Consider the following 24,013-nt stretch of genomic DNA (forward strand, 5'->3'; position numbering starts at 1 on the left):
GCCCCCTTCTGCCGTCGGAGTTCCGACCTTACGTTGAGCGGCGGGAGTCGAAAGGCCGTCGAGGGCGACCGCACCGGGGAGGGTGAACCGTATGTGGGGCAGAGTCCGCAGGATCGGCGTCAAGGTGGCCGACGGCGTGCGCACGCGGCAGCGGACCGGGCGGGAGGACCGTCCGCACAACCTGTTCGAGGCCGCCGCGGCCTACGTCTCGGCCCGGGTGGAGGGCGATCAGGAGCGGATCGACGAGGCGTCCGGCTGGGTCTCGCCGGAGGCGCTGTCGTTCGGGGTGAACGAGCTGGCGTGCCGGGCCGTCGTCGCGCTCGCGCGGGAGCGTGACGAGTCCCCGCGGACCGTCGCGCGGGCGCTGCTGGGGCTCCCGGCGGCCTGATCCCCCGGCGGTACGCGGTCGTCCCGCCCCGCCCGGCCGGGAACCCGCGGCTCCGGGTGCGGCCTGCGGGGTCGTGACAAGCGGCTCGGGGGCGGCATAGGGTGCGCGCCGACGGACGAGCCGATGGGGAGGCTGGGATGGCCGGGACGGACGAGGAGGCCGTCGCCGCCGCGGAGGACGCGCTCTACGTGCTCACCGCGGCGTTGCTGACGCCGGCGCAGTTCCCGAGCGTGCTGGGCGACGACTACCCGGAGGCGTGCGCGGCGCTCGGCCTCCCGCCGCTCGCCGACGGGTACGGGCTGGTACTCGGCCAGGACGGCGAGGGGGCCCGGTGGACGGTCGTCGTCGACGACGTCTCGCTGGTCGCCGTCGCGATCGCGTCCTGGGACTGCGGCATGGAGCACGACCTGTCGCCGGACGAGCGGACGGTGGTGGCCGCGCTGCCCGGCTGGCCCCTCGCCGTCGCCGTCGCGGCGCCGAACGTGCCCGCACCGCACGATCCCGGTCCCGACGTCGCGGATCGGCCCCCGCTGTCCCCGCCGGACACGAGCGTCTGGGGTCCCGCACAGCGCCGCCTGGGCGCCGACGAGATCGCGCTGCGGTGGTCCACCTGGCGGGGCCAGGTCGACGACACCGCGTTCTCGACGTCCGGCGGCCCCGGGGAGGCGGCCGACGGCGCCGCGGACGCCCCGGAGGGCACCACGGAGGGCAACGGGGAGGAGGACGGCGGGCGTGGCCGGCGGCCGGGCCACAGCGGCGTCCGGCACGTCCTGGCGCAGGCGCGCGCCTATGTCGACTCGCCGCCGCCGATCGGCCGGGTCCGCTCGGCCTTCGCGCCGGGCGGAGCGCGCACCCTGCGGGCCGACGGTCCCGGCTGGTCGCTGGTCGCCAGGACGGACGACATCGCGTTCGTCCTGCTCGACGACGAACCCGGTGAGGTGCTGCCGGTGGGCCGGGGGCCGAAGTTGCCGGGGCTGCTCGAAGCACTCGACAGGATGGCCGTACGCCCCCGCTGAGCCCACTCCGGCCTGCGGCACGGCCGCGGACCACGGAAGCTGGCGCGTGGTGCACCTCTCCGCGCGGGCATCGTTCCCGGGGCCCCACTCCCCCGGTGACGGCGCGGTCGGTCCCTCACCCCGGGGCAGTTCGGGACCCCTGCTGCCCTCTTCCGCTCGTCCGCCCTCCCGGAGGTCGTCATGCGCCCGTCCCGCGGCGTTCCCCTGCTCGCCGTCGCCCTCGCGGCGGCCGCCCTCACCGCTCCGTCCCCGGTCCGCGCGGCCGAGGACGGCCACTGCGCGCGCCAGGAACGGGTGCGCGTGCCCGGCGCCGCCCACCAGCGCAGTGCCTGTCTGGCCGACCTGACCACCACGGGGCTGGCCGGCACCCCGTACACCGACATGGCCGACCAGGCGGGTCTGACCGCCGCGGCCACCCGGTCGCCGTCCGGTGTGCCCGGTGTGCAGATCGACGGCTACTTCCCGGACTCCTCGCGCTTCAACACCACCCACGGATGGCGGCACGACGCGCAGTTCGTCATCCGGCTCCCCGACCGCTGGAACGGCGGCCTGGTCGTCACCGGCGCGCCCGGCAACCGCAAGCAGTACGCGACGGACCAGGCGATCTCCGACCAGGTGCTGGCCCGGGGGTACGCGTACGCGGCGACCGACAAGGGCAACAGCGGGGTCGACTTCCACCGTGACGGCGTCCGGCCCGGCGACGCGGTCGCCGAGTGGAACACACGGACCACACAACTCACCCGGGCGGCCCGGCAGGCGGTGGCCCAGCGCTACGGGCACGCCCCGCGCCGCACGTACATCACCGGCGTCTCCAACGGCGGCTACCTCACGCGCTGGCAGTTGGAGAACCATCCGGAGCTGTACGACGGCGGGGTGGACTGGGAGGGCACCCTGTGGACGGCCGACGGCCCCAATCCGTTCACCTCCCTGCCGGTGGCGGTGGCCCGGATGTTCGGCACGGCGCAGGACGAGGACCTGTACGCGGCGGGCTTCGCCCGCGGCTCGGAGTTCCTGTGGCCGTACCACGAGAAGGCCTACTGGGGCGTCACGCAGAAGATCTACCGCGCCGAGTTCGACCCCTCCTACGACCCCGGATGCCCCGACCCCTCCGCGGGTTCGACGGTGGAGGAGGTCCTCGCGCCGTGCGCCTCCGACGCCTCCTACGACTACGCCTCGCGCCCCGGCTCCGTGCACCGCGCCGTGGCCCGGGTGTCGCTGACCGGGCGCATCGACCGGCCGCTGATCACCCTGCACGGCGACCTGGACGCGCTGCTGCCCAAGGCCACCGACTCCGATGTGTACGCGCGCATGATCGACACAGCCGGGCGGGGCGCGCTGCACCGCTACTACACGGTGCAGGACGGCACGCACGTCGACGGACTGTACGACTCCCATCCGGACCGGCTGCGGCCGATCCTGCCCTGCCACCGGTCGGCGTTCGACGCCCTGGTGGCCTGGGTGGAGCGCGGGGTCGAGCCGCCCGCGGACCGGGTCGTGCCCCGCCCCGCCGACGGTGACGTGGTCAACTCCTGCGCGCTGGACGCCGGCGGGGCGGGGGCGCGGTAGCTCCTCAGCGGCCCAGCTCCTTGCGCGAGACGCGGCGCAGCCTGCTCCGCTGCGAGGGGTCCAGGGCGAGGTACGCGGCGGCCGGGACCCCCAGGACCACCAGAAGCGCGGCCCACCAGGGCAGCCAGATGAGCAGGATGAGCCCGGCCGCCACACCACCCGCGGCGATCTTGGCGTTCTTCGACATGAGTGTCGCCTCCTTCGCGGCCACTGCCGCTCTCTGTCGTGAGAACGGGCCCGCGCTTTCGGCGGTTCCGGACCGCGACCCTGAGACTTCCCTGAGCCGCGCCCCCTAGGGTTTCCCGGAGGCTCGTCGCCTCCTGCGGCGCACGGGAGCACGGCTCACCTTCATGGTGGCCCGGATCACACTCCGGGCGCACCCGTCGGCCCCCGTCGTGCTGTACTCTCGGCGGCTCCGATCCCACTAGTCAAGTTTGAGGAATCCGTCATCGCTGCGCAGACGCACTCCCCTGCCCCTCCCTCCCCGCACGCCGAACCGGCCCGTTGCCCGGCCGTCTTCGTCCCCGGCGATCCCGCCCGCGCCGGCCGTGTCGCCTTCTGGCGGCCGGACGGTTCGGCTCCGCCCGCCGTGGACGGGGCGCCGGTCGAGGAGCTGACCGTCGTCGCGCCCGGCGGCGACGGGGTCGCGCCGGTGCGGGTGCCCGCCGTTCTCCTGCCGGTGCGCGCCGCGCTGCCGGTGCTCACCCGCGCGCGGGCCGGCGGCGGGCACCGGGCCGCCGTGTTCTGGGGCGCCGCCGCCGTGCACGCCCTGCACCTGGTGGCACGCGGGCTGCTGCTGCCCGGCCTGTCCCCGGCCGACCACGACGCCTGGCGCGTCGGCCCCCTGGGCGCGGAGGACGTCGACGCGGTGCGCCGGCTCGCCGCGGCGATGCCGCCCGAAGCGCACGCCGTGCCGGTGGACACCGCCGGACCGCTGCGGCTGCCCGACCCCGAGCGGCTGCTGCGCGCCTTCCTCGACGCGGTCGCCGACACCCTCCCCCGCTCCCCCGCCGCGCCCCTCCTGACCGGCACCCCGGCCTTCGCGGCACCGCGGCCGCAGCGGCTGCCCGAACTGCGCGGCTGGGCCGCCGACGTCGCCGCCGGCCACGACGCGGGCGTACGGCTGTCCCTGCGGATCGAGCTGCGCGTGCCGACGGACGCGGCGGAGGCGGGGACACCGGGGAACTCGGCGGACGCGGCGGACGCGGTGGGCACGGCGGACACGGTGGGCGGCCGGCCCGACGGCACGGGGGCCTCGTTCCGGGCCGTGCTCCAGGTGCACGGCGCGAGCGGTCCCGCCCTGGTCGCGGACGCCGCCGAGGTGTGGCGCGGGACGTCCGAGGAGGATTTCGGTCCCCGCGCGCGCAGGGACGCCCTGCTCGCGCTGCGCCGCGCAGCCCGGGCCTGGGCGCCGCTCACGCCCCTGTTGTCGGCGGCCGTCCCGGACGCGGTCGACCTCGCCGACGAGGAGGTCACCGAACTCCTCGGCGAGGGCGCCCGGGCGCTGGCCGGCGCGGGCGTCGAGGTGCACTGGCCCGGGGAGCTGGTCCGCGGACTCACCACCCGCGCGGAGATCGGCCCCGCGGACGACGCGCCGGGGTCCGGGAGGGCCGACTTCTCCCCGGGGCCGTCGTCCCTGTCCGCCGACGCGCTGCTCGCCTTCGACTGGTCGTTCGCCGTGGGCGACCGGCTCCTCACCCGCGAGGAGCTGGACCGGCTCGCCGAGGCGAACCGCCCCCTGGTGCGGCTGCGCGACCAGTGGGTCCTGATCGACCCTCGGGAGGTGCTGCGCGCCCGGGCCCGCCGGAGCCGCGGGATCACGCCGATCGACGCGCTCGGCGCGGCCCTGACGGGCTCGGTGGAGGTCGACGGCAGCCGGATCGAGGTGCGCACCACCGGATGGCCGGCGGCGCTGCGGGACCGGCTCGCGGACCCCGAGGCCCAGGAGCCGGTCGGGCAGCCGGCCGCCCTCGCCGCCACCCTGCGGGACTACCAGCGGCGCGGCCTGAACTGGCTGGCGCACATGACCTCCCTGGGCCTGGGCTGCTGCCTCGCCGACGACATGGGCCTGGGCAAGACCGTCACCCTCATCGCCCTGCACCTGCACCGGCAGAGCGATCCCGCGGCGGCGGGACCCACCCTCGTGGTCTGCCCGACCTCGCTGATGGGCAACTGGCAGCGGGAGATCGAGCGGTTCGCGCCCGGCACCCCGGTGCGCCGCTTCCACGGGGCGCGGCGCGCCCTGGACGGCCTGGCCGACGGCGAGTTCGTGCTCACCACGTACGGCACGATGCGGCTGGACGCGCCCCGGCTCGCCGAGGTCGCCTGGGGGATGGTCGTCGCCGACGAGGCCCAGCACGTGAAGAACCCGTACTCGTCCACGGCCCGGCAGCTGCGTTCCCTCGGCGCACGCGCGCGCGTGGCGCTCACCGGCACGCCGGTGGAGAACAACCTGTCGGAGCTGTGGGCGATCCTCGACTGGACGACGCCCGGGCTGCTGGGCCGGCTCGGCACCTTCCGCAGGCGGTACGCGGACGCCGTCGAGGGCGGGCAGGACCCGGCCGCGGCGGACCGGTTGGCCCGGCTGGTACGGCCGTTCCTGCTGCGTCGCCGCAAGTCGGACCCGGGGATCGCCCCCGAGCTGCCGCCGAAGACGGAGACCGATCACGCCGTGTCGCTCACCCGGGAGCAGGCGGGGCTGTACGAGGCCGTGGTGCGCGAGGCCCTGGCGGAGATCTCCGGCGCGGACGGCGCGGCCCGGCGCGGGCTGATCGTGAAGCTGCTGACCGGCCTGAAGCAGATCTGCAACCACCCGGCGCAGTTCCTCAAGGAGGAGCGGCCCGTGGTCGCGGGACGGTCCGGGAAGCTGGAGCTGCTCGACGAACTCCTCGACACGGTCCTCGCCGAACGGGCCGGCGTCCTGGTGTTCACGCAGTACGTGCAGATGGCCCGGCTCCTGCAGCGGCACCTGGCCGCGCGGGGCGTACCGGAGCAGTTCCTGCACGGCGGCACGCCGGTCGCCGAGCGCGAGGCCATGGTGCGCCGCTTCCAGGACGGCGAGGTCCCGGTCTTCCTCCTGTCGTTGAAGGCGGCGGGCACCGGTCTGAACCTCACCCGCGCGGAGCACGTCGTGCACTACGACCGCTGGTGGAACCCGGCGGTCGAGGCGCAGGCGACCGACCGCGCGTACCGCATCGGCCAGACCCGGCCCGTGCAGGTGCACCGGATCATCGCCGAGGGGACGGTCGAGGACCGCATCGCCGAGCTGCTGGTCCGCAAGCGGGAGCTGGCCGACGCGGTGCTGGGCTCCGGCGAGGCGGCGCTCACGGAGCTGACCGACGCGGAGCTGGCGGAACTGGTCGAGCTGCGAGGAGGACCGCGATGACCCGGTACGACGGTGAGCGCACCTTCGCCGCGCTGCCGCCCGTGCGGGGGCGGGGTTCCGTGCGGACGTGGTGGGGCCGGGCCTGGCTGGCCGCGCTGGAGGGCACGGCGCTGGACGCCGGGCAGCTCAAGGCGGGCCGCGGGCTCGCGCGCGCGGGAGCGGTCGGCGCGGTGTCCGTGCGGCCGGGACGCATCACGGCGGTCGTGCGGGACCGCGACGGAACGGCCCACCGGGCGGACGTCCTGCTGCAGGAGCTGTCCGGGGAGCAGTGGGACCGTTTCCTGGCCATGGCCGTCGAGCGGGCCGGGCACGTCGCGGCGCTGCTCGACCGGGAGATGCCCACGCACCTGGTCGAGGACGCGGAACTGGCCGGGGTGGAACTGCTGCCGGGCCTCGGCGATCTGGAGCCGGAGTGCGACTGCGGCGCCTGGGACCACTGCGGTCACACGGCGGCGCTCTGCTACCAGGTGGCCCGGCTGCTGGACCGGGACCCGTTCGTCCTGCTGCTGATGCGCGGACGCGGGGAACGCGCCCTGCTGGACGCGCTCCAGGCACGCGGTGACGCGTCCGCCGGTCCGGCCGTCCGGCCGGAGGGCGTGGACGCGGCCGAGGCGTACGCGGCCGGGGACATCCTGCCCTCGCTGCCCGACGTTCCCGCGCTTCCCACGGAGCCGGGGATTCCGCCGTCGCTGGACACGGAGACCGCGCCCGGTGCCGGGATCGACCCGCGTGCGCTGGAGTTCCTGGCCGGCCGTACCGCGGCACAGGCCCACCGCATGCTGGCCGAGGCGCTCGGGGAAGGGCACGGGCCGCGGCCCGGGGAACCGGAGCCGACGGTGGCGCGGGACGCGGTGCGGCTGGCCGCCGGGGACCCCGGACGGGCCGCGGCGGACCGGCTCGCGGACGGGTCGGGGCGCGGCCGGGAGGGGCTGGCCGTGGCCGTGCGGGCCTGGCGGCACGGCGGACCGGAGGCGCTGGACGTGCTGGACGGGGAGTGGACGCCGGACGCCGGGAGCCTCGCCCGCGCGCGTGCCGCGCTGGAGGCGGCCTGGGACGAGGACGAGCGGCCGGCGCTGCGGGCCCGGGCCAACCGGTGGACGGTCGTCGGCGCCTGCGTCCAGCTGCGGCTGGGACGCGACGGCCGCTGGTGGCCGTACCGCAAGGAGCGCGGCCGGTGGGTCCCGGCGGGCGGCGCCGCCCGGGACCCGGCGACGGCACTGGCCTCGGCGGAGCGCGCCTTCGGGCAGTGAGCGCCGTCCCGGGGCACGTCCGGCGGCCACGGCGTCAGGGCGCTCCGGCGTCCCCCAGGGACGGCAGCAGGGATTCCAGACCGCTCGGCAGCTCGGTGGGGAAGCCGGACGGCAGCTCCGTGGGGAAGCCGGACGGGAGCCGGCTCGGCAGATCGCTGGGCAGCTCGGAGGGGACGCCCGGCGGCAGGTCGGGCAGGCCACCGGTGTCCGTGCTGCTCCCGGTGGGCTCCCTGTCCGGCGAGTCGTCGTCGCCCGAGGCCGTCAGCACGACGAAGACGACGGCCGCGACGGCCACGATCGCGGTGACCAGGACGAGTACCGTCCTGCGCCCGCCGGGGCCGCGTTCCGGTCCGCCCCGGTCGTCGGGCGGCCCGGGCGGCCGGGGCGGCGGCGCGCCGCCGTACGGGGGCGGTCCGAAACCGCCGTCCGGGGGCGGTGTGCCGCCCGGCGGGCCGGACGGCGGCTGGGGCGGTACGGGTGGCGTGGCCATGCGCACCATGGTCGCCGCGGGCACCCGGCCCGCGCGAGGGCGCCGCGCGGAAGTCGGCGCGGACTCAGGGCACCGGCGCCGTGCTTCCGGCGCGTTCCGCGCGCAGAGCGCGCCGCGCGGGACCTCGGCGCGCGCGGGGGGGCTCCGGCGCTCGCACGGGCGCCGCCGCGCGCCCCGGGCGACGGGCGGGGCGGGCGGGCGCGGGCAGGCGGAAAGCCGCCGCGAGGGCGCGACCGCGCGCCGGAGCCCGGCCGCGAAAGCCCCGCGGCGCCCGGAGCGCCTCCGCGGGAGGCCACCGCGACGCGCGGGGGCGCGGTCGTCCGGCGGATCAGCCGGTACGACCGCGCCCCCGCGCGTGCGAAGCTCAGCCCCGGGCCCCCAGCAGGTGGTCCATGGCGAGCTGGTCGAGGCGCTCGAAGGCCATGCCGCGCGCGGCGGCCGCGTCGACGTCGAAGTCCTCGAACGCGGACCGGTCGTCGAGCAGGGCCTGCAGGCCGTCGGCCGCCGTGGGCTCGGCCAGCTGGTCCAGACGGGCCGCGCGCAGCGCCTCCTGCACCTCCGGGTCGGCGCGGAAGGCGGCCGCGCGCTCCTTGAGGATCAGGTAGTTGCGCATGCAGCCGGCCGCCGACGCCCACACCCCGTCGAGGTCCTCCGTCCGCGGCGGCTTGAAGTCGAAGTGCCGCGGGCCGCTGTACCCGGCCGACTCCAGCAGGTCCACGAGCCAGAACGCGGCCCGCAGGTCGCCCGCGCCGAAGCGGAGGTCCTGGTCGTACTTGATGCCGCTCTGGCCGTTCAGGTCGATGTGGAACAGCTTGCCCGCCCACAGCGCCTGGGCGATGCCGTGCGGGAAGTTCAGCCCGGCCATCTGCTCGTGGCCGACCTCCGGGTTGACGCCGTACAGCTCGGGCCGCTCCAGGCGCTCGATGAAGGCCAGGGCGTGTCCGACGGTGGGCAGCAGGATGTCGCCGCGCGGCTCGTTCGGCTTGGGCTCGATGGCGAAGCGGATGTCGTAGCCCTGGGAGGTGACGTACTCGCCGAGCAGGTCGAAGGCCTCCTTCATCCGCTCCAGGGCGTCCCGCACGTCCTTGGCGGCACCGGACTCGGCGCCCTCGCGGCCGCCCCAGGCGACGTAGACCTCGGCACCGAGCTCGACCGCGAGGTCGATGTTGCGGATGGTCTTGCGCAGCGCGTAGCGGCGCACGTCGCGGTCGTTGGCGGTGAACGCGCCGTCCTTGAACACCGGGTGGGTGAACAGGTTGGTGGTGGCCATCGGCACCTTCATGCCGGTGTCGTCCAGCGCCTGCCGGAACCGCTTGACGTGCTCCTCCCGCTCGCTGTCGCTCGAGCCGAAGGGGATGAGGTCGTCGTCGTGGAAGGTGACGCCGTGGGCGCCCAGCTCGGCCAGGCGCCGCACCGACTCGACCGGGTCGAGGGCGCGCCGCGTGGCGTCGCCGAAGGGGTCCCGTCCCTGCCAGCCGACGGTCCACAGTCCGAAGGTGAACCTGTCCTCGGGGGTGGGCTGGTAGTTCATGCCGCGGCTCCTTGCTCGCTGAGGCTATTTCGTCATGGCGATTTACAAATTAGTATGCAGGAGCATTTCAGGGAAGAGACTCGCCCCGCGGAGCCGCGGAGGAGACTCGCCCCGCCGAGCCGCGGAAGAGGGAGAGACCGATGTCAGCAGCCGAGGGTCCGCTCGTCGTCGGCGTGGACACATCCACCCAGTCCACCAAGGCCCTGGTCGTCGACGTGGCCACCGGCCGGATCGTCGCGAGCGGCCAGGCCCCGCACACGGTGACCTCCGGGGCGGGCCGGGAGAGCGATCCGCGCCAGTGGTGGGACGCCCTGTGCGAGGCGCTGCGCCAGTGCGGCGAGCCGGCGCACGAGGCCGCCGCCGTGTCGATCGGCGGGCAGCAGCACGGCCTGGTCACCCTGGACGGGCGCGGCGAGCCGGTGCGGCCGGCGCTGCTGTGGAACGACGTGCGGTCCGCGCCGCAGGGCCGCCGGCTGATCGAGGAACTGGGCGGCGCGAAGTTCTGGGCCGAGCGCACCGGGAGCGTCCCCACCGCCTCCTTCACGGTCACCAAGTGGGCGTGGCTGGCGGAGCACGAGCCGGAGGCGGTCCGCGCCACCAAGGCCGTCCGGCTCCCCCACGACTACCTCACCGAGCGGCTCACCGGCCAGGGCACGACCGACCGCGGCGACGCCTCCGGCACCGGCTGGTGGGCCTCCGGGAGCGAAGGCTACGACGAGGAGATCCTCGCGCACGTGGGCCTCGACCCGGCGCTGCTGCCCCGCGTCGTGCGGCCCGGCGAGGTGGCCGGGACCGTGCGCGACAGCCACGACCTGCCGTTCTCCAAGGGCACCCTGGTGGCGTGCGGCACCGGCGACAACGCCGCCGCCGCGCTGGGCCTCGGGGTGCGGCCCGGCACGCCGGTGATGAGCCTCGGCACCTCGGGCACCGTGTACGCGGTGTCGCGGCGCAGGCCCGCCGATCCGACCGGCACCGTGGCGGGCTTCGCCGACGCGCGCGGCGACTGGCTGCCGCTGGCCTGCACGCTCAACTGCACGCTCGCGGTGGACCGGGTGGCGAGCCTGCTGGGCCTGGACCGCGAGGCCGTCGAGCCCGGCGACGGCGTCACGCTCCTGCCCTTCCTGGACGGCGAGCGCACCCCGAACCTCCCCCGCTCCTCCGGCCTGCTGCACGGACTGCGCCACGACACGACCGGCGGCCAGGTGCTCCAGGCCGCCTACGACGGCGCCGTGTACTCCCTGCTCGGCGCGCTCGACCTGGTGCTCGGCGAGGACGACGGGACCGACGAGGACGCCGACCCGTCGGCGCCCCTGCTGCTGATCGGCGGCGGCGCCCGGGGAGCGGCCTGGCAGCAGACCGTACGGCGGCTGTCGGGGCGCCCCGTGCAGGTGCCCGAGGCCAGGGAACTCGTCGCCCTCGGGGCCGCGGCACAGGCGGCCGGGCTGCTCACCGGGGAGGACCCGGCCGCGGTCGCCCGGCGCTGGAACACGGCGGCGGGCCCGGTGCTGGAGGCGGTGGAGCGGGACGAGGAGACGCTGGCCAGGGTCGCCGGGGTACTCTCCGACGCGGCCCCGCTGCTGGAGCGCGGCCCGGACGCCGGGTGACGGCACGGACCGGGGACGGCGCCCGGGACACCGGCCGACGGCGGGCACCGGGGGCCCGCGACGACGAAGAGACCGGGGACTGACGGAGGAATGAGCGCACCGCTGCACGAGGCCCGCCCGGCCGGTCCGGGGCGCGCGCTGCCCGACACCCAGCAGGGCATGCGCCGCCGCAACCTCTCGCGGGTGCTGCACACCGTCAGCGCCGAGGGACCGCTGTCCCGGGCCGCCGTCGCCTCACGCATCGGGCTGACCCGCGCGGCGGTGTCCACCCTGGTCGACGAGCTCATCCGCTCGGGGCTGCTGGAGGAACTGGGCCCCGAGCGGCCCGGACGCGTGGGCCGCCCCGGCTCGGCGCTCGCCGTCAGCGGCCGCGGTCCGGCGGGGATCGGCGCCGAGATCGGCGTCGACCACCTCGCGGTCTGCGCGGTCGACCTGCGCGGACGCATCCGCTCACGGGCGGTGCGGCAGGTGGCGAACCGGGGCCGCTCCCCCGGGCCGGTGATCGGGGAGCTGACCGAGCTGGTCCACCGGGTCGTCGCCGAGGCGGAGGCCGAGAGCCTGTGGCCGGCGGGGCTCGCCGTGGCCGTGCCGGGCCTGGTGGCGCGCGACGCCCGGACCGTCGTACGCGCCCCGAACCTCGGCTGGCGGGACACGGACCTCGGCGCCCTGCTGCCGGGCCGGTTCCCGCTCACCGTGGCCAACGAGGCCAACTTCGGCGCGCTCGCCGAACTCTGGCTCGGCGAGGGGACCCCCCGGGACTTCCTCCATGTGTCGGCCGAGATCGGCATCGGTGCCGCGGTCGTCGTGGACGGACGGCTGCTGCGCGGAAACCGCGGCTTCGCGGGCGAGTTGGGCCATGTGCCGGTGCGGCCCGAGGGACCGGAGTGCGCGTGCGGCGGACGCGGCTGCCTGGAGCAGTACGCCGGCGAGGAGGCGGTGCTGCGGGCGGCCGGACTGGAGCCGGGCGAGGACCGCGTCGGTCTGCTCGCGGGCCGCGCCGAACAGGGCGATGCGGACGTACGGCGCGCCCTGCGCGACGCGGGGACGGCGCTCGGCATCGCCCTGACCGGGGCGGTCAATCTGCTGGACCCCGAGAGCGTCGTGCTGGGCGGCGCGCTGTCCGGGCTCGCCCCCTGGCTGCTGCCGTCGCTGCGGTCCGAGCTGTCCCGCCGTACGGCGGGGCCGGTCTGCCCCGTCTCCGTGTCCGCGCTGGGGCCGCAGGGCCCGCTGCTGGGCGCGGCGCACTCGGTGGTGCGGGGCGTCCTGGACGATCCGGCGGCCTTCGCCGAGCGGGCCTGAGGCGGTCCGGGGCCGCGGGTGGCGGCCCCGACTCGGCCGCGGGTGGCGCCCGGCACCTCACCTCTCGATTACGAATCGCCCAACTCCTGGCTTCCGGACGGTGAGCGGGCAACGATGAGGGCATGACACCGGCGCAGCGAGCCATGGAGCGGCTGGGGACATGGCCCGACCTCACGGCCTGTCCGGCGGGTTGCGGTACGGGGCAGGCGCTCCGCACCGCCCGTGACGAGATCGTCCACTTCCACTCCGCCCGGAACGTGGACCTCCACCTCACCCACCGCGCCATCCAGCGCTTCCACTACGACCTGGGCGGGTCGAGCGCGATACAACTGGTCCCGGGCTCCTGCTGGGTGACGGTGCACCTGGACTGCGCCACCGACGTCGACCTGCTGCTGAGCCTGGTGAGCGTCGCCCTCAAGGCCCACCAGGCCCGGCCCCCGTCCACCGGTCCGGTGCCGGCCGGGTGCAACTTCCACCGGGTCACCGTGCTGCCGCGCGACGCGGTGCCCGACCGCTGAGCGGCCGGCCTCACGGCCGCAGACTGCCGACGATGTCCGCGGTCGCCGTGAGGCCGCTGTGGATGGTGGGAGCGATGCTGGTGCCGGCCAGGTAGAAGCCGAGCAGCAGGCAGACCAGGGCGTGGGAGATCTTCAGTCCGCTGTTGCGCAGGAAGATCACCGCCAGCACCGAGAGCAGCAGCACCACAGAGATGGAAACGGCCATCGTCAACCTCCTCCGCCACGTCCGCTTCGCGGCGTTCGGCCGCAAGTGTGGCGTAGCGGGAGGTTCGTCCGGGCGGCTGACCTGTCCGCCGAACGTGTGGTGTCACACCCGCCGGTGGGCGTCCAGGAAGGATTCCAGTCCGGCGAGGTCGTCGGTGTTGAGGTGGTCGACGTCCGCGGCGACCAGCTCGCCCCACAGCGCGTCGCGCGCGGGTCCCGGCAGGTCCGGGGTGGCCCAGAAGCGCACCCTCTGTCCCCGCGCGTGCGCGGTGCGCACGATGTCCCGCAGTTTCCGGCGCTCGTCGCCAGGGAACGCGCCGACGCCCCGCCAGGTGAAGTGGAGCGTCCAGTTGTCGCTGATCAACGGGGCGAAGGAGGCCGGCGCCGGGCCGCCGAGGTCGGCGAGCCGGCCGTCGTAGAAGGCCCGGCGCACCCGCTGGGCCTCCATGGGCGCACGGGCCGCGCGGTCGCCGGAGACGACGGCGGTGACGGGTCCGGGCAGGACGCGGCCGTGCGCGCAGGTGGTGAACAGGTGCCGGTAGCGGCGCAGACGGCGGTCGAGCGCGCGGTAGGTGGACGAGCCCTCGGTCTTGAGGTCGACGAGGAGCTGGAACGGCCCGCGGTGCCCGCGGTACACGGAGCCCCGGTGGGCGCGGACCCGGGCGGCGAGCGGGTCGAGGTAGAGGGATTCGAGGGTGCGGGACGGGTCGAGGTCCTCGGGGTCGTGGGCGACCAGGAGTTGGTCGCCGACCAGGAAGACGTCCGCCTCGACGCTGCCGAAGCGGTGGTCGAGGGCGTCGAGGAGGGGGCGCGGGTGCTCGTAGTCGTTGTGGGCGTGGGCGCGCCACAACGGGCGTGGACGGTGCCCGTGTTCGCCGGCCAGCGCCTGGGTGGCGGGCAGTGCGACCGGACCGGCGAGGGCGGCGCCGAGGGTGGTGAGGGCTCTGCGGCGGGTGGTGAGGGCCATGCTCTGCCTCCCGGGGAGTGGCGTACGGGGCCTCAGCGAGTATGAGGTCCGCACAGGCCCGAAAGGCAGTGCTGTGACGGGAGTTGGCCGGTCCGCCGTCGCGCGTTCATCCCACTGACGCGGGGCGCGCGGAGAAGCCCGCCCCCTGGAACGCGCCTGGAGGGGCGGGCTTCTCCTCCCGTTCGTCCGGGTGGGCTCAGGGCGCCCGCAGGTCGACCAGCCCGGCCAGCGCCTCGCGGTGGGCGCCCGCCGTGCCGTGGGCGATCGAGTCGGCCTTGGCGCGCTTCAGGAAGAGGTGCACCGGGTGTTCCCAGGTCATGCCGATGCCGCCGTGCAGTTGCAGCGCCTCCTCGGCGGCCCGGACCGCGACGGGGGCCGCGTAGGCCTGCGCCACGGCGACCGCCACGTCGGTGTCCTCGCCGGTCGCCAGGGCGTCGGCGGCGCCCCGGGCGGCGGCGCGGAGGCCGGCGATCTCCAGCCACAGCCGGGCGAGTCGGTGCTTGAGCGCCTGGAACCCGCCGACGGGGCGGTTGAACTGCTTGCGCTCCCTCAGGTGGCGGAGGGTCTCCGTCAGCGACCGGTCCGCGAGGCCGAGTTGCTCCGAGGCGAGCAGCCCGGCACCGGCCCGCAGGGCACGGCGTACGGCGGGTTCCGCGTCGCCCAGCCGGCGTCCCGGGGCTCCGTCGAGGGTGACCTCGGCGACCGGCCTGGTGAGGTCCAGGGACGTCTGCGGGGTGAGGGTGACCGCGCCGGCCTCCACCGCGTACAGCCCGCCGTCGTCCGCCGGCACGAGCAGCACATCGGCGACCGCCGCGTCCGCGATGCCGGACAACCGCCCGTGCAGCGCGCCGCCCTCCCGCCGCACGGTGGCGAACGCGGCGCCGGGCGCCGTGTGCAGCCCGACGGCGAGGGCGCCGATCCTGCGCCCGGACGCCAGTGCGGCGAGCGGTTCGTCCCCGTCCGCGCAGGCGAGCAGGGCCTCGGTGGCCACGACCGCGCTGGTCAGGTACGGCACCGGAGCGACCGCGCGGCCCAACTCCTCGAGGACGACGGCGGCTTCGCGGTGGGTGGCGCCCTGGCCGCCCCGGTCCTCGGGGACCAGCAGGCCCGCCAGGCCCATGCCGTCGGCGAGCGTCTTCCACAGCGCCAGGTCGTGGGGCGCGTCCGTCTCGATCCGGGCGATCACCCCGGCCGTGTCGCAGTGGTCGGTGAGCAGGTCCCGGACGGCGGCGCGCAGCGCCTCTTCCTCCTCCGAGTACAGCAGGTCGGGCCGTGTGCTCATCGGGCGAGGTCCTTCCACGCGACGTCCTTGTCGGTGCGCGGCTCGGCCGGCAGGCCCAGGACGCGCTCGGCGACGATGTTCAGCAGGACCTCGCTGGTCCCGCCCTCGATGCTGTTGCCCTTGGAGCGGAGGTAGCGGTAGCCGGCGTCGCGGCCGGTGAAGTCGACCAGTTCCGGGCGGCGCATGGTCCAGTCGTCGTACAACAGGCCCTCTTCGCCGAGGAGTTCCACCTCCAGCCCGCTGATCTCCTGGTTGAGCCGGGCGAAGGTGAGCTTCGTCCCGGCGCCCTCGGGGCCGGGCTGGCCGGCGGCGAGCTGCTGGCGCAGGCGTTCGCCGGTGAGGCGGGCGACCTCGGCCTCCACCCACAGCTTCAGCAGCCGCTGGTGCAGGTCGTGGGTGCGCAGTTCGGGGCGCTCGCGCCAGGTCTTCGCGACCGGGCCGATCATGCCGCCCTCACGGGGCAGCCGCATGCCGCCGATGGCGACGCGCTCGTTGTTCAGCGTGGTTTGCGCGACCCGCCAGCCGTCACCGACCTCACCGAGGCGGTGGGAGTCGGGGATGCGGACGTCGGTGAGGAACACCTCGTTGAACTCGGCCTCACCGGTGATCTGGCGCAGCGGCCGCACCTCGACGCCGGGGTCGGTCATGTCGCAGAGGAAGTACGTGATGCCCCGGTGCTTGGGCACGTCCGGGTCGGTGCGGGCGATGAGGATGGCCCAGCGGGCGAGGTGGGCGCTGGACGTCCACACCTTCTGCCCGTTGACCACCCAGTCTCCCCCGCCCTCCCGGACGGCGCGGGTGCCGAGCGCGGCCAGGTCGGATCCGGCGCCCGGCTCGCTGAACAGCTGGCACCAGACCTCCTCGCCGGTCCACAGCGGCCGCAGGAAGCGCCGCTTCTGCTCCTCGGTGCCGTACTGCAGGATCGTCGGCGCGGCCATGCCCAGGCCGATGCCGATGCGTCGCGGGTCGTTGTCGGGGGCTCCCGCGGCCTCCAGCTCGGCGTCCACGACGGCCTGCAGGGAGCGCGGGGCGCCGAGCCCGCCGAGCCCCGCGGGGAAGTGCACCCAGGCGAGTCCGGCGTCGAAGCGGGCGTGCAGGAAGTCCAGGCGCCCGGTGTCGGCGGGGGGATGCGCGGCCAGCAGTTCCTGTGTGCGGCGGCGCAGTTCGGCGGCGTCGATCATGCCGCGGCTCCGTTCTCCGGCGCGGGCAGCACGGTGACGCGTCCGGTGGTGACTCCGTCGGCGACCCGCTGCACGGCGGCCGCGGCGCCGGCGAGCGGGACGCGCTCGCTCACCAGCGGCTTGATCGCGCCCCGGGCGGCCAGTTCGGTGAGCCGCTCGTGGCAGTGCCGGACCAGTTTCGGGTCCTTGGTGTTGTACAGGCCCCAGTGCAGGCCGAGGATCGAGTAGTTCTTCACCAGGGCGTGGTTGAGCGCCGGGCTGGGGATCGTGCCGCCGGCGAAGCCGACGACGACGATCCGCCCCTCGAAGGCGACGACCTTGGCGGACTGGGCGTAGGCCTGGCCGCCCACGGGGTCGTAGATCACGTCGGCGCCCCGGCCGCCGGTGGCCTCCTTGACGGCGGCGACGACGTCCTGCTCGTGCCGGTCGATCACCAGGTCGCAGCCCAGCTCCCGGGCGACGGCCGCCTTGGCCGGGCCGCCGACCACGCCGATGACGGTGGCGCCGGCGGCCTTGCCCAGTTGCACGGCCGCGCTGCCGACCCCTCCCGCGGCGGCGTGGACGAGCAGGGTCTCGCCGGCTTCGAGCCCGGCCCGGCGGTGCAGGCCGAACCAGCCGGTCTGGTAGCCGATGTGCAGGGCGGCCGCCTCGGCGTCGTCCAGTGCGTCCGGGGCGGGCAGCAGCGCGGCGGCGTCCGCGACGGCGTACTCGGCGAACCCCCCGTGCGGCAGCACGGGGGTGGCGAGCACCCGGCGCCCGTCCTCGGTCTCGCCGCAGACCTCCAGGCCCGGCGTGAACGGCAGGGGCGGCCTGACCTGGTACTGGCCCCGGCACATCAGCGCGTCGGGGAAGTTGACGTTGGCGGCGCGCACCCTCAGCAGGACCTGGCCGTCGCCGGGCGTCGGTCGCGCCGCCTCCGCGAGGCGCATCACCTCGCCCGGCTCGCCGATCTCGTGCACTTGCCATGCCTGCATGCGGGGCCTCCACGGGGCTGGTGGACGTCGGGGTCACCCGGACCGGGTCCCTCGCATACTAAGCGGTCGCTTGCTTTCAGGGAACCGTCCGTCGCGTCACGTCCTCCTGGGCCGCGCCCTGACATGCATCCGCTCCCCCTGCGGGCCGAACAGGCTGAGGAACTCCACCGGCCCCTCCCCCGTCGACCCGAACCAGTGCGGCACGCGCGTGTCGAACTCGGCCGCCTCCCCCGCGGTGAGCACCAGGTCGTTCTCGCCCAGCACCAGCCGGAGCCTCCCGGACAGCACGTACAGCCACTCGTAGCCCTCGTGGGTACGGGGTTCCGGCTCGAGCTTGCGCCGCGGCTCGAGCACCTTGTAGGCCTGGAGTCCGCCGGGCTGGCGGGTGAGCGGCCAGTGGGTGCGGCCGTAGCGCTCGATCGGCTTGGAGCGGACGCGCGGGTCGCCGACCGGCGGCGCGCCGACCAGCTCGTCCAGCGGCACCTGGTGGGCCTGCGCGATCGGCAGCAGCAGCTCCAGGCTGGGTCTGCGCAGTCCAGACTCCAGGCGCGAGAGGGTGCTGACGGAGATGCCGGTCGCCTCGGACAGCGCGGCGAGGGTCACCTCCCGCTCCTTCCTGATCCGCCGCAGCCGGGGGCCCACATCCGCGAGAACGCTCTCCGTAGTCATGCGTTTATTGCAGGTTCGGCAAAGGTGTTTGTCAATGCGGCAGCGCTCGGGGGACCTTCGGCGTGGAGGTGGTCACCATGACCGAGCACACCCGGAACACCCGGGACACCCGGAACGACCAGAACGCCCGGAAGGCCCGGGGCACCCGGAACGCCCGGGACACCGAGAGGAACGGGAACGCCGGGCGGACCCGGAGGGCCGGCGGGCACGGGAGCGGGACCCACGACGTGGTGGTCGTCGGGGGCGGCGCCGCCGGGCTGTCCGCCGCGCTGGTGCTCGGGCGGGCCCGGCGGCGCACGCTGGTCGTCGACGCGGGTGAGCCGCGCAACGCGCCCTCGTCCCACATGCAGGGCTATCTGTCCCGGGACGGGATGGCGCCGGCCGAGTTCCTGGCGGTCGGCCGGGAGGAGATCGCGCGCTACGGCGTCGAGCTCGTCCGCGACCGGGTCACGGACGTGACCCGGGACGGGGACGTGACCCGGGACGGGGACGTGACCCGGGACGGGGACGTGACCCGGGACGGGGACGTGACCCGGGACGGGGACTTCACCGTCGTCCTCGGCGCGGGGCGGACCGTGCGGGCCCGCCGGCTGGTCGTCGCCACCGGGCTGCAGGACGAGCTGCCCGCGGTGCCCGGGGTCGCCGAGCGGTTCGGGCGGGACGTGCTGCACTGCCCGTTCTGCCACGGCTGGGAGGTGCGCGACGAGCCCTTCGGCGTCCTCGCGGCCGGCCCGGCGAGCGTGCACCAGGCGCTGATGGTGTCGCAGTGGTCCAAGGACGTCACCCTCTTCCTGCACACGGTCGCCGAGGAGGAACTGTCCGGCCAGGACCTGCGCCGACTGGCCGCCGCCGGGGTCGACGTGGTGCCCGGCGAGGTCGCGGAGCTGCTGGTCGAGGACGACCGGCTCACCGGGGTCCGCCTCGCCGACGGCTCCGTCCACGCCCGCTCCGTGCTCTACGTCGCCCCGCGCCCCGTGCCCCGAACGGGCCTGCTGGAGCGGCTGGGCACCGCGATGGACGAGACCCCGTTCGGCACGTACCCGGTCGTCGACCCGACGGGCCTGACCACGGTGCCCGGCGTCTGGGCGGCGGGCAACGCGATCGGCTTCGCCGAGCAGGTCGTCCACGCGGCGAGCGGCGGCTACCGCGCGGCGGCCGCGATCGTCGGGGACCTGCTCATGGCCGACCTGGACGCCGCGGTGACCGGGTGACCCGCGGCGGCCGGGTGTGAAGTCCACGGCTCCGTAGCACTCTGATCCCATGCTGCTGTCCCGTCTGGCCCGTGTGTCCCAGGAAGTCGCCGCCACCTCCGCGCGGTCCCGGAAGATCGCTCTGCTCGCCGAGCTGTTCCGGGACGCCGGGGCCGACGACGTGCCGATCGTCATCCCGTACCTGGCGGGGCGGCTGCCGCAGGGACGGATCGGCGTCGGCTGGAAGGTGCTGAACCGCCCGGTCGCTCCCGCCGCCGAGCCGTCCCTGACCGTCCGCGAGGTCGACGCCCTGCTCGGCCGGCTGGGCGAGGTGTCCGGCCCCGGATCGCAGGCCGAGCGGGCCCGGCTGGTCGGGGAGCTGCTGGGCGCGGCCACCGAGGACGAGCAGCGGTTCCTGTCCGGGCTGCTCACCGGGGAGGTCCGGCAGGGCGCCTTGGACGCGGTCGCGGTGGAGGGGCTGGCGCGGGCGACGGGAACGCCGCCGGCGGACGTGCGGCGCGCGGTGATGCTCGCGGGCTCCCTGCAGACGGTGGCCGGGGCGCTGCTGGCGGACGGCCCCGCCGCGCTGGAGCGGTTCCGCCTCACCGTCGGCCGCCCGGTGCTGCCGATGCTGGCCCACAGCGCCTCCTCGGTCGCCGAGGCGGTCGAGAAGCTCGGCGCCTGCGCGGTCGAGGAGAAGCTGGACGGCATCCGGGTCCAGGTCCACCGTGACGGCGACACCGTCCGCGTGCACACCCGGACCCTCGACGACATCACCGACCGCCTGCCGGAAGTGACCGCCGCGGCACGGGAGCTGCGGGGCGAGCGCTTCATCCTCGACGGGGAGGTCATCTCCTTCGACGAGGACGGGCGCCCCCGCTCGTTCCAGGAGACCGCCGGCCGGGTCGGCTCCCGGGTGGACGTGGCGGCGGCCGCCCGGGAGGTCCCCGTCTCGCCCGTCTTCTTCGACGCGCTGTCCGTCGACGACCGCGACCTGCTGGACCTGCCGTTCGCCGAGCGGCACGCGGAGCTGGCCCGGCTCGTGCCGGAACCCCTGCGGGTGCGGCGCACGGTGGTGTCCGGGCCGCGGGAGACGGGCGCCGCGGAGGAGTTCCTCGCCCAGACCCTGCGGCGCGGCCACGAGGGCGTCGTGGCCAAGGGGCTCGACGCCCCCTACAGCGCCGGCCGGCGCGGCGCGTCCTGGCTGAAGGTCAAGCCCGTGCACACCCTCGACCTGGTGGTGCTGGCCGCCGAGTGGGGCCACGGCCGGCGCACCGGAAGGCTCTCCAACCTGCACCTGGGCGCCCGCACCGCCGACGGCGGTTTCGCGATGCTCGGCAAGACGTTCAAGGGACTGACCGACGCGATGCTGGCCTGGCAGACCGAGCGGCTGCGGGAGCTGGCCGTCGACGAGAGCGGGTACGTCGTCACCGTGCGCCCGGAACTCGTCGTCGAGATCGCCTACGACGGCCTCCAGCGCTCCACCCGCTACCCGGCGGGCGTCACCCTCCGCTTCGCCCGCGTGGTCCGCTACCGCGAGGACAAGCGCCCCGAGGAGGCCGACACGGTCGAGGCGCTGCTCGCCGCGCATCCGGGGGTGCGGCCGTGAGGAGCGGCCGGAGCGCCGGCCTGCTGCTGTTCCGGCGCACCGACCGGGGCCTGGAGGTGCTGCTCGGCCACATAGGCGGACCGTTCTTCGCGCGGCGGGAGACGGGGGCGTGGACCGTGCCCAAGGGCGAGCACGACCCCACCGAACCGGCCTGGGAGGCGGCGCGCCGGGAGTTCCGGGAGGAGCTGGGGCTGGAGCCGCCGGACGGGGCGGCGGTGCCGCTCGGGGAGGTCCGGCAGGCGGGCGGCAAGACCGTCACGGCCTGGGCGGTCGAGGCCGACCTGGACCCGGCGGCGGTCGTCCCCGGCACCTTCACGATGGAGTGGCCGCCGAGGTCGGGGCGGACCCGGGAGTTCCCGGAGCTCGACCGGGTGGAGTGGTTCGCCCTGGACCGGGCCCGGGAGGTGATCGTCTCCGCGCAGAGGGCGTTTCTCGACCGCCTGGCGGAGCACTCGCCCTGAGGAGTCCTCCCGCGTTGCGCCGGTCACCGCCGCGCGGGAGGGTCGAAGGCACAGCCCGTCCCCAGGGAGGTCAGCGATGCCCATCGCAACGGTGAATCCGGCGAACGGCGAGACGCTCAAGACGTACGAGGCCATGGGCGAGGAGGAGATCGAGCGCCGGCTCCGGCTCGCGGAGGCCACGTTCCGCACGTACCGGACGACGACCTTCGACGAGCGCGCCCGGCTGCTGCACCGGGCCGCCGACCTCCTCCAGGAGGACCGGGACGACATCGCCCGGGTGATCACCACGGAGATGGGCAAGCCGGTCGCACAGGCCCGCGCGGAGGCCGTCAAGTGCGCCAAGGCGATGCACTGGTACGCCGACCACGCGGCGCGGCTGCTCGCCGACGAGGAGCCCGACGCCTCCGACGTGAAGGACTCCGGTGCCTCCCGGGTGCTGGTGCGCTACCGGCCGCTCGGCCCGGTGCTCGCCGTGATGCCGTGGAACTTCCCGCTGTGGCAGGTGGTCCGGTTCGCGGCACCCGCGCTGATGGCGGGCAACGTGGGCCTGCTCAAGCACGCCTCGAACGTGCCGCAGACCGCCCTGTACCTGGAGGACCTGTTCCACCGGGCGGGCTTCGCCGAGGGCTGCTTCCAGACCCTGCTCGTCGGCTCCGCCGCGGTCGACGACATCCTGCGGGACGAGCGGGTGAAGGCGGCCACCCTCACCGGCAGCGAGCCCGCGGGACGCGCGGTCGCCTCGACCGCCGGGGAGATGATCAAGAAGACGGTGCTGGAGCTGGGCGGCAGCGACCCGTTCGTGGTCATGCCGTCCGCCGACCTGGACCGGGCCGCCGAGGTCGCCGTGACCGCGCGGGCGCAGAACACCGGGCAGTCCTGCATCGCCGCCAAGCGGTTCATCGTGCACACGGACGTCTACGACGCCTTCGCCGAGCGCTTCACCGCGGGCATGAGGGCGCTGAGGGTCGGCGACCCGATGGACGAGGGGACGGACGTCGGCCCGCTCTCCAGCGAGCGGGGCCGGGCCGACCTGGAGGAACTGGTCGACGACGCCGTGCGCTCGGGCGCCACCGTGCTGTGCGGCGGCGAGCGTCCCGACGGGCCCGGCTGGTACTACCCGCCGACCGTGCTGGCCGGGATCACCCGGGAGATGCGCATCCACCGGGAGGAGGCCTTCGGCCCGGTCGCCACGCTGTACCGGGCGGCCGACCTGGACGAGGCGGTCCTGATCGCCAACGACACCGACTTCGGCCTGAGTTCCAACGTCTGGACGCGCGACGAGGCCGAGATCGACCGGTTCGTCCGGGACCTGGAGGCGGGCAGCGTGTACGTGAACGGCATGACGGCGTCGCACCCCGGGTTCCCGTTCGGCGGGGTCAAGCGGTCCGGGTACGGGCGTGAGCTGTCCGGGCACGGAATCCGCGAGTTCTGCAACATCACCACGGTTTGGCAGGGTGCGTGATGCTCACAGGGCTACGATCCCGACTGTGAACCGCGAAGTGACTCTGCCCCTGATCGTCGACGACCGCGGGACCCTGCAGGTGGCCGCGGCCGACGTCAGCAAACTGCTGCGCACGGTGGGCGGACGGTGGGTGCGTCTGGTGGAGGCCGGGGAGGACGGACTCGACGAGGACACGGTCGCCGCGCTCACCATCGAGCTGGCCAAGCTGGCCGACCGGATCGACGTGGCGTGCATCGCGCACAGCAGTGGCGGCGCGCCGTAGGGGCGGTCAGGCCGCCCGGGCGAGCGTCGCCCAGAACATCGCCTCGTAGCTCTGCAGCAGGCGACCGTGGCGGTGCGCGCGGTTCTCGTCCAGGCTGCCCGCCTCCAGGGCCGCCCGGACGGCCGCCTCGGCCGTCCGGTCCAGGTCCGGGGCCGGTTCGGCGAAGAAGTCGAAGAAGGCGCAGGCCTCGTCGGTGAAGCCGTAGTGGGTGCGCAGGGCCTTCGCGATCGTGGCGCAGTAGCCGCCCCAGGCCGAGAAGTTGGCGGTCACAGCGAGGACGGCGTCGGCCGGCGCGGCGTTGAGGGCCAGCCAGGCGACGCAGGCGGGGTAGGCCTGGCACCCCGGCAGGGGGTCGTACGCGTCCGCCCGGGCCGCGTCCGCGCCGCAGGCGGCCGCGAACGGTTCCAGGTGCTCCGCGGCGAGCGCCTCACCCTGCGCGAGGGCGGTGAAGAACGCGGCGGACCGCGGTTCGGCCGCGGACCTGTCCGCCAGGTGCAGGAACGCACGCCGGTCCGCGGGGATCACCCACCGCTGCTCCCGGGCGAGCGCGGCCAGGACCGCCCGGTCCGCCTCGCCGCGGGCGATCAGCGGCACGAGGGGGTTGGCGCCCGGGTCCGGGGCCAGGTCCCGGACGGCCGCCTCCAGCAGGTCCCGGGCCGTGCGTGTCATCGCGCCCTCCGTCGCGTCGGTCGTCCACGATCGTTC

At 75.5% G+C, this 24,013-nt stretch carries 23 protein-coding genes; 13 read left to right on the forward strand and 10 right to left on the reverse strand.

What is annotated here, in order from left to right:
* Positions 1–91 precede the first annotated feature (91 nt).
* The 3 genes from CP969_RS07050 to CP969_RS07060 all read left to right on the forward strand — a co-directional run bounded on the left by CP969_RS07050 (position 92) and on the right by CP969_RS07060 (position 2,970).
* Positions 92–388: a hypothetical protein gene (locus CP969_RS07050; protein WP_016827304.1), complete on the forward strand. Its 297-nt coding sequence runs from the start codon at positions 92–94 to the stop codon at positions 386–388.
* A 137-nt stretch (positions 389–525) separates the two neighbouring features.
* Positions 526–1,404, forward strand: coding sequence for a hypothetical protein (locus CP969_RS07055; RefSeq protein WP_016827303.1), 879 nt, complete (start codon positions 526–528; stop codon positions 1,402–1,404).
* Positions 1,405–1,584: 180 nt separating this feature from the next.
* Positions 1,585–2,970, forward strand: coding sequence for a tannase/feruloyl esterase family alpha/beta hydrolase (locus tag CP969_RS07060; protein WP_016827302.1), 1,386 nt, complete (start codon positions 1,585–1,587; stop codon positions 2,968–2,970).
* 4 nt (positions 2,971–2,974) lie between these two features.
* Here CP969_RS07060 and CP969_RS07065 read toward each other — a convergent pair whose 3' ends face one another.
* Positions 2,975–3,157, reverse strand: a complete 183-nt coding sequence (locus CP969_RS07065) for a hypothetical protein (protein WP_016827301.1) — start codon at positions 3,155–3,157, stop codon at positions 2,975–2,977.
* A 261-nt stretch (positions 3,158–3,418) separates the two neighbouring features.
* Here CP969_RS07065 and CP969_RS07070 point away from each other — a divergent pair, with 261 nt between their 5' ends.
* Together CP969_RS07070 and CP969_RS07075 are read left to right on the forward strand one after the other, a co-directional pair.
* Positions 3,419–6,355 carry a DEAD/DEAH box helicase gene (locus CP969_RS07070; protein ID WP_150474904.1) on the forward strand — a complete coding sequence of 979 codons (2,937 nt, stop codon included), beginning with the start codon at positions 3,419–3,421 and terminating at the stop codon, positions 6,353–6,355.
* Complete coding sequence (locus CP969_RS07075; RefSeq protein WP_016827300.1) at positions 6,352–7,605, forward strand: SWF or SNF family helicase; 1,254 nt, start codon at positions 6,352–6,354, stop codon at positions 7,603–7,605. The genes CP969_RS07070 and CP969_RS07075 overlap by 4 nt, the downstream gene beginning before the upstream one ends.
* Positions 7,606–7,639: 34 nt before the next feature.
* Here CP969_RS07075 and CP969_RS07080 read toward each other — a convergent pair whose 3' ends face one another.
* Both CP969_RS07080 and xylA read right to left on the reverse strand, forming a co-directional pair.
* Positions 7,640–8,095, reverse strand: a complete 456-nt coding sequence (locus tag CP969_RS07080; protein ID WP_109540509.1) for a hypothetical protein — start codon at positions 8,093–8,095, stop codon at positions 7,640–7,642.
* 364 nt (positions 8,096–8,459) lie between these two features.
* Positions 8,460–9,626, reverse strand: coding sequence for a xylose isomerase (xylA, locus tag CP969_RS07085; protein ID WP_016827298.1), 1,167 nt, complete (start codon positions 9,624–9,626; stop codon positions 8,460–8,462).
* Between the two features lie 140 nt (positions 9,627–9,766).
* Between xylA and xylB the strand changes: the two genes are divergently transcribed.
* The 3 genes from xylB to CP969_RS07100 all read left to right on the forward strand — a co-directional run bounded on the left by xylB (position 9,767) and on the right by CP969_RS07100 (position 13,047).
* The gene (gene xylB, locus CP969_RS07090; protein WP_016827297.1) at positions 9,767–11,230 is read left to right on the forward strand and encodes a xylulokinase; all 1,464 of its coding nucleotides are present in this window, start codon (positions 9,767–9,769) and stop codon (positions 11,228–11,230) included.
* 90 nt (positions 11,231–11,320) lie between these two features.
* Positions 11,321–12,529, forward strand: a complete 1,209-nt coding sequence (locus CP969_RS07095) for an ROK family transcriptional regulator (protein ID WP_016827296.1) — start codon at positions 11,321–11,323, stop codon at positions 12,527–12,529.
* A gap of 122 nt (positions 12,530–12,651) precedes the next feature.
* Positions 12,652–13,047: a luciferase domain-containing protein gene (locus CP969_RS07100; protein WP_004991204.1), complete on the forward strand. Its 396-nt coding sequence runs from the start codon at positions 12,652–12,654 to the stop codon at positions 13,045–13,047.
* A 10-nt stretch (positions 13,048–13,057) separates the two neighbouring features.
* On the opposite strand, the gene CP969_RS07105 is transcribed toward CP969_RS07100, so the two are convergent.
* The 6 genes from CP969_RS07105 to CP969_RS07130 all read right to left on the reverse strand — a co-directional run bounded on the left by CP969_RS07105 (position 13,058) and on the right by CP969_RS07130 (position 18,324).
* Positions 13,058–13,252, reverse strand: coding sequence for a hypothetical protein (locus tag CP969_RS07105; RefSeq protein ID WP_004991203.1), 195 nt, complete (start codon positions 13,250–13,252; stop codon positions 13,058–13,060).
* A gap of 102 nt (positions 13,253–13,354) precedes the next feature.
* On the reverse strand, positions 13,355–14,218 hold the full coding sequence (locus tag CP969_RS07110; protein WP_016827293.1) for a phosphatidylinositol-specific phospholipase C/glycerophosphodiester phosphodiesterase family protein: 864 nt from the start codon (positions 14,216–14,218) through the stop codon (positions 13,355–13,357).
* 196 nt (positions 14,219–14,414) lie between these two features.
* Entirely contained in the window at positions 14,415–15,500 is a 1,086-nt protein-coding gene (locus CP969_RS07115; protein ID WP_016827292.1) for an acyl-CoA dehydrogenase family protein, read from the reverse strand.
* Positions 15,497–16,681 carry an acyl-CoA dehydrogenase family protein gene (locus CP969_RS07120; protein ID WP_016827291.1) on the reverse strand — a complete coding sequence of 395 codons (1,185 nt, stop codon included), beginning with the start codon at positions 16,679–16,681 and terminating at the stop codon, positions 15,497–15,499. Before CP969_RS07120 ends, CP969_RS07115 begins: the two co-directional genes overlap by 4 nt.
* Positions 16,678–17,655 (reverse strand): NADPH:quinone oxidoreductase family protein, encoded by a 978-nt coding sequence (locus tag CP969_RS07125; RefSeq protein ID WP_004991191.1) that lies wholly within the window; start codon positions 17,653–17,655, stop codon positions 16,678–16,680. The genes CP969_RS07120 and CP969_RS07125 overlap by 4 nt, the downstream gene beginning before the upstream one ends.
* A 96-nt stretch (positions 17,656–17,751) precedes the next feature.
* On the reverse strand, positions 17,752–18,324 hold the full coding sequence (locus tag CP969_RS07130) for a helix-turn-helix domain-containing protein (RefSeq protein ID WP_004991190.1): 573 nt from the start codon (positions 18,322–18,324) through the stop codon (positions 17,752–17,754).
* Between the two features lie 77 nt (positions 18,325–18,401).
* Here CP969_RS07130 and CP969_RS07140 point away from each other — a divergent pair, with 77 nt between their 5' ends.
* The 5 genes from CP969_RS07140 (at position 18,402) to CP969_RS07160 (ending at position 23,308) form a co-directional block, all read left to right on the forward strand.
* Positions 18,402–19,535, forward strand: coding sequence for an NAD(P)/FAD-dependent oxidoreductase (locus CP969_RS07140; RefSeq protein ID WP_223887063.1), 1,134 nt, complete (start codon positions 18,402–18,404; stop codon positions 19,533–19,535).
* A gap of 49 nt (positions 19,536–19,584) precedes the next feature.
* Positions 19,585–21,123, forward strand: coding sequence for an ATP-dependent DNA ligase (locus CP969_RS07145; RefSeq protein ID WP_016827287.1), 1,539 nt, complete (start codon positions 19,585–19,587; stop codon positions 21,121–21,123).
* Complete coding sequence (locus CP969_RS07150; RefSeq protein ID WP_016827286.1) at positions 21,120–21,584, forward strand: NUDIX hydrolase; 465 nt, start codon at positions 21,120–21,122, stop codon at positions 21,582–21,584. Before CP969_RS07145 ends, CP969_RS07150 begins: the two co-directional genes overlap by 4 nt.
* Positions 21,585–21,660: 76 nt before the next feature.
* The gene (locus CP969_RS07155; protein ID WP_016827285.1) at positions 21,661–23,046 is read left to right on the forward strand and encodes an NADP-dependent succinic semialdehyde dehydrogenase; all 1,386 of its coding nucleotides are present in this window, start codon (positions 21,661–21,663) and stop codon (positions 23,044–23,046) included.
* Positions 23,047–23,071: 25 nt separating this feature from the next.
* Positions 23,072–23,308 carry a DUF6213 family protein gene (locus tag CP969_RS07160; protein WP_004991175.1) on the forward strand — a complete coding sequence of 79 codons (237 nt, stop codon included), beginning with the start codon at positions 23,072–23,074 and terminating at the stop codon, positions 23,306–23,308.
* Positions 23,309–23,314: 6 nt separating this feature from the next.
* On the opposite strand, the gene CP969_RS07165 is transcribed toward CP969_RS07160, so the two are convergent.
* Positions 23,315–23,977, reverse strand: a complete 663-nt coding sequence (locus CP969_RS07165; RefSeq protein WP_016827284.1) for a hypothetical protein — start codon at positions 23,975–23,977, stop codon at positions 23,315–23,317.
* Positions 23,978–24,013 lie beyond the last annotated feature (36 nt).

This window comes from Streptomyces viridosporus T7A, from assembly GCF_008704515.1.
In the GTDB taxonomy this organism is placed as follows: Bacteria; Actinomycetota; Actinomycetes; order Streptomycetales; family Streptomycetaceae; genus Streptomyces; species Streptomyces viridosporus.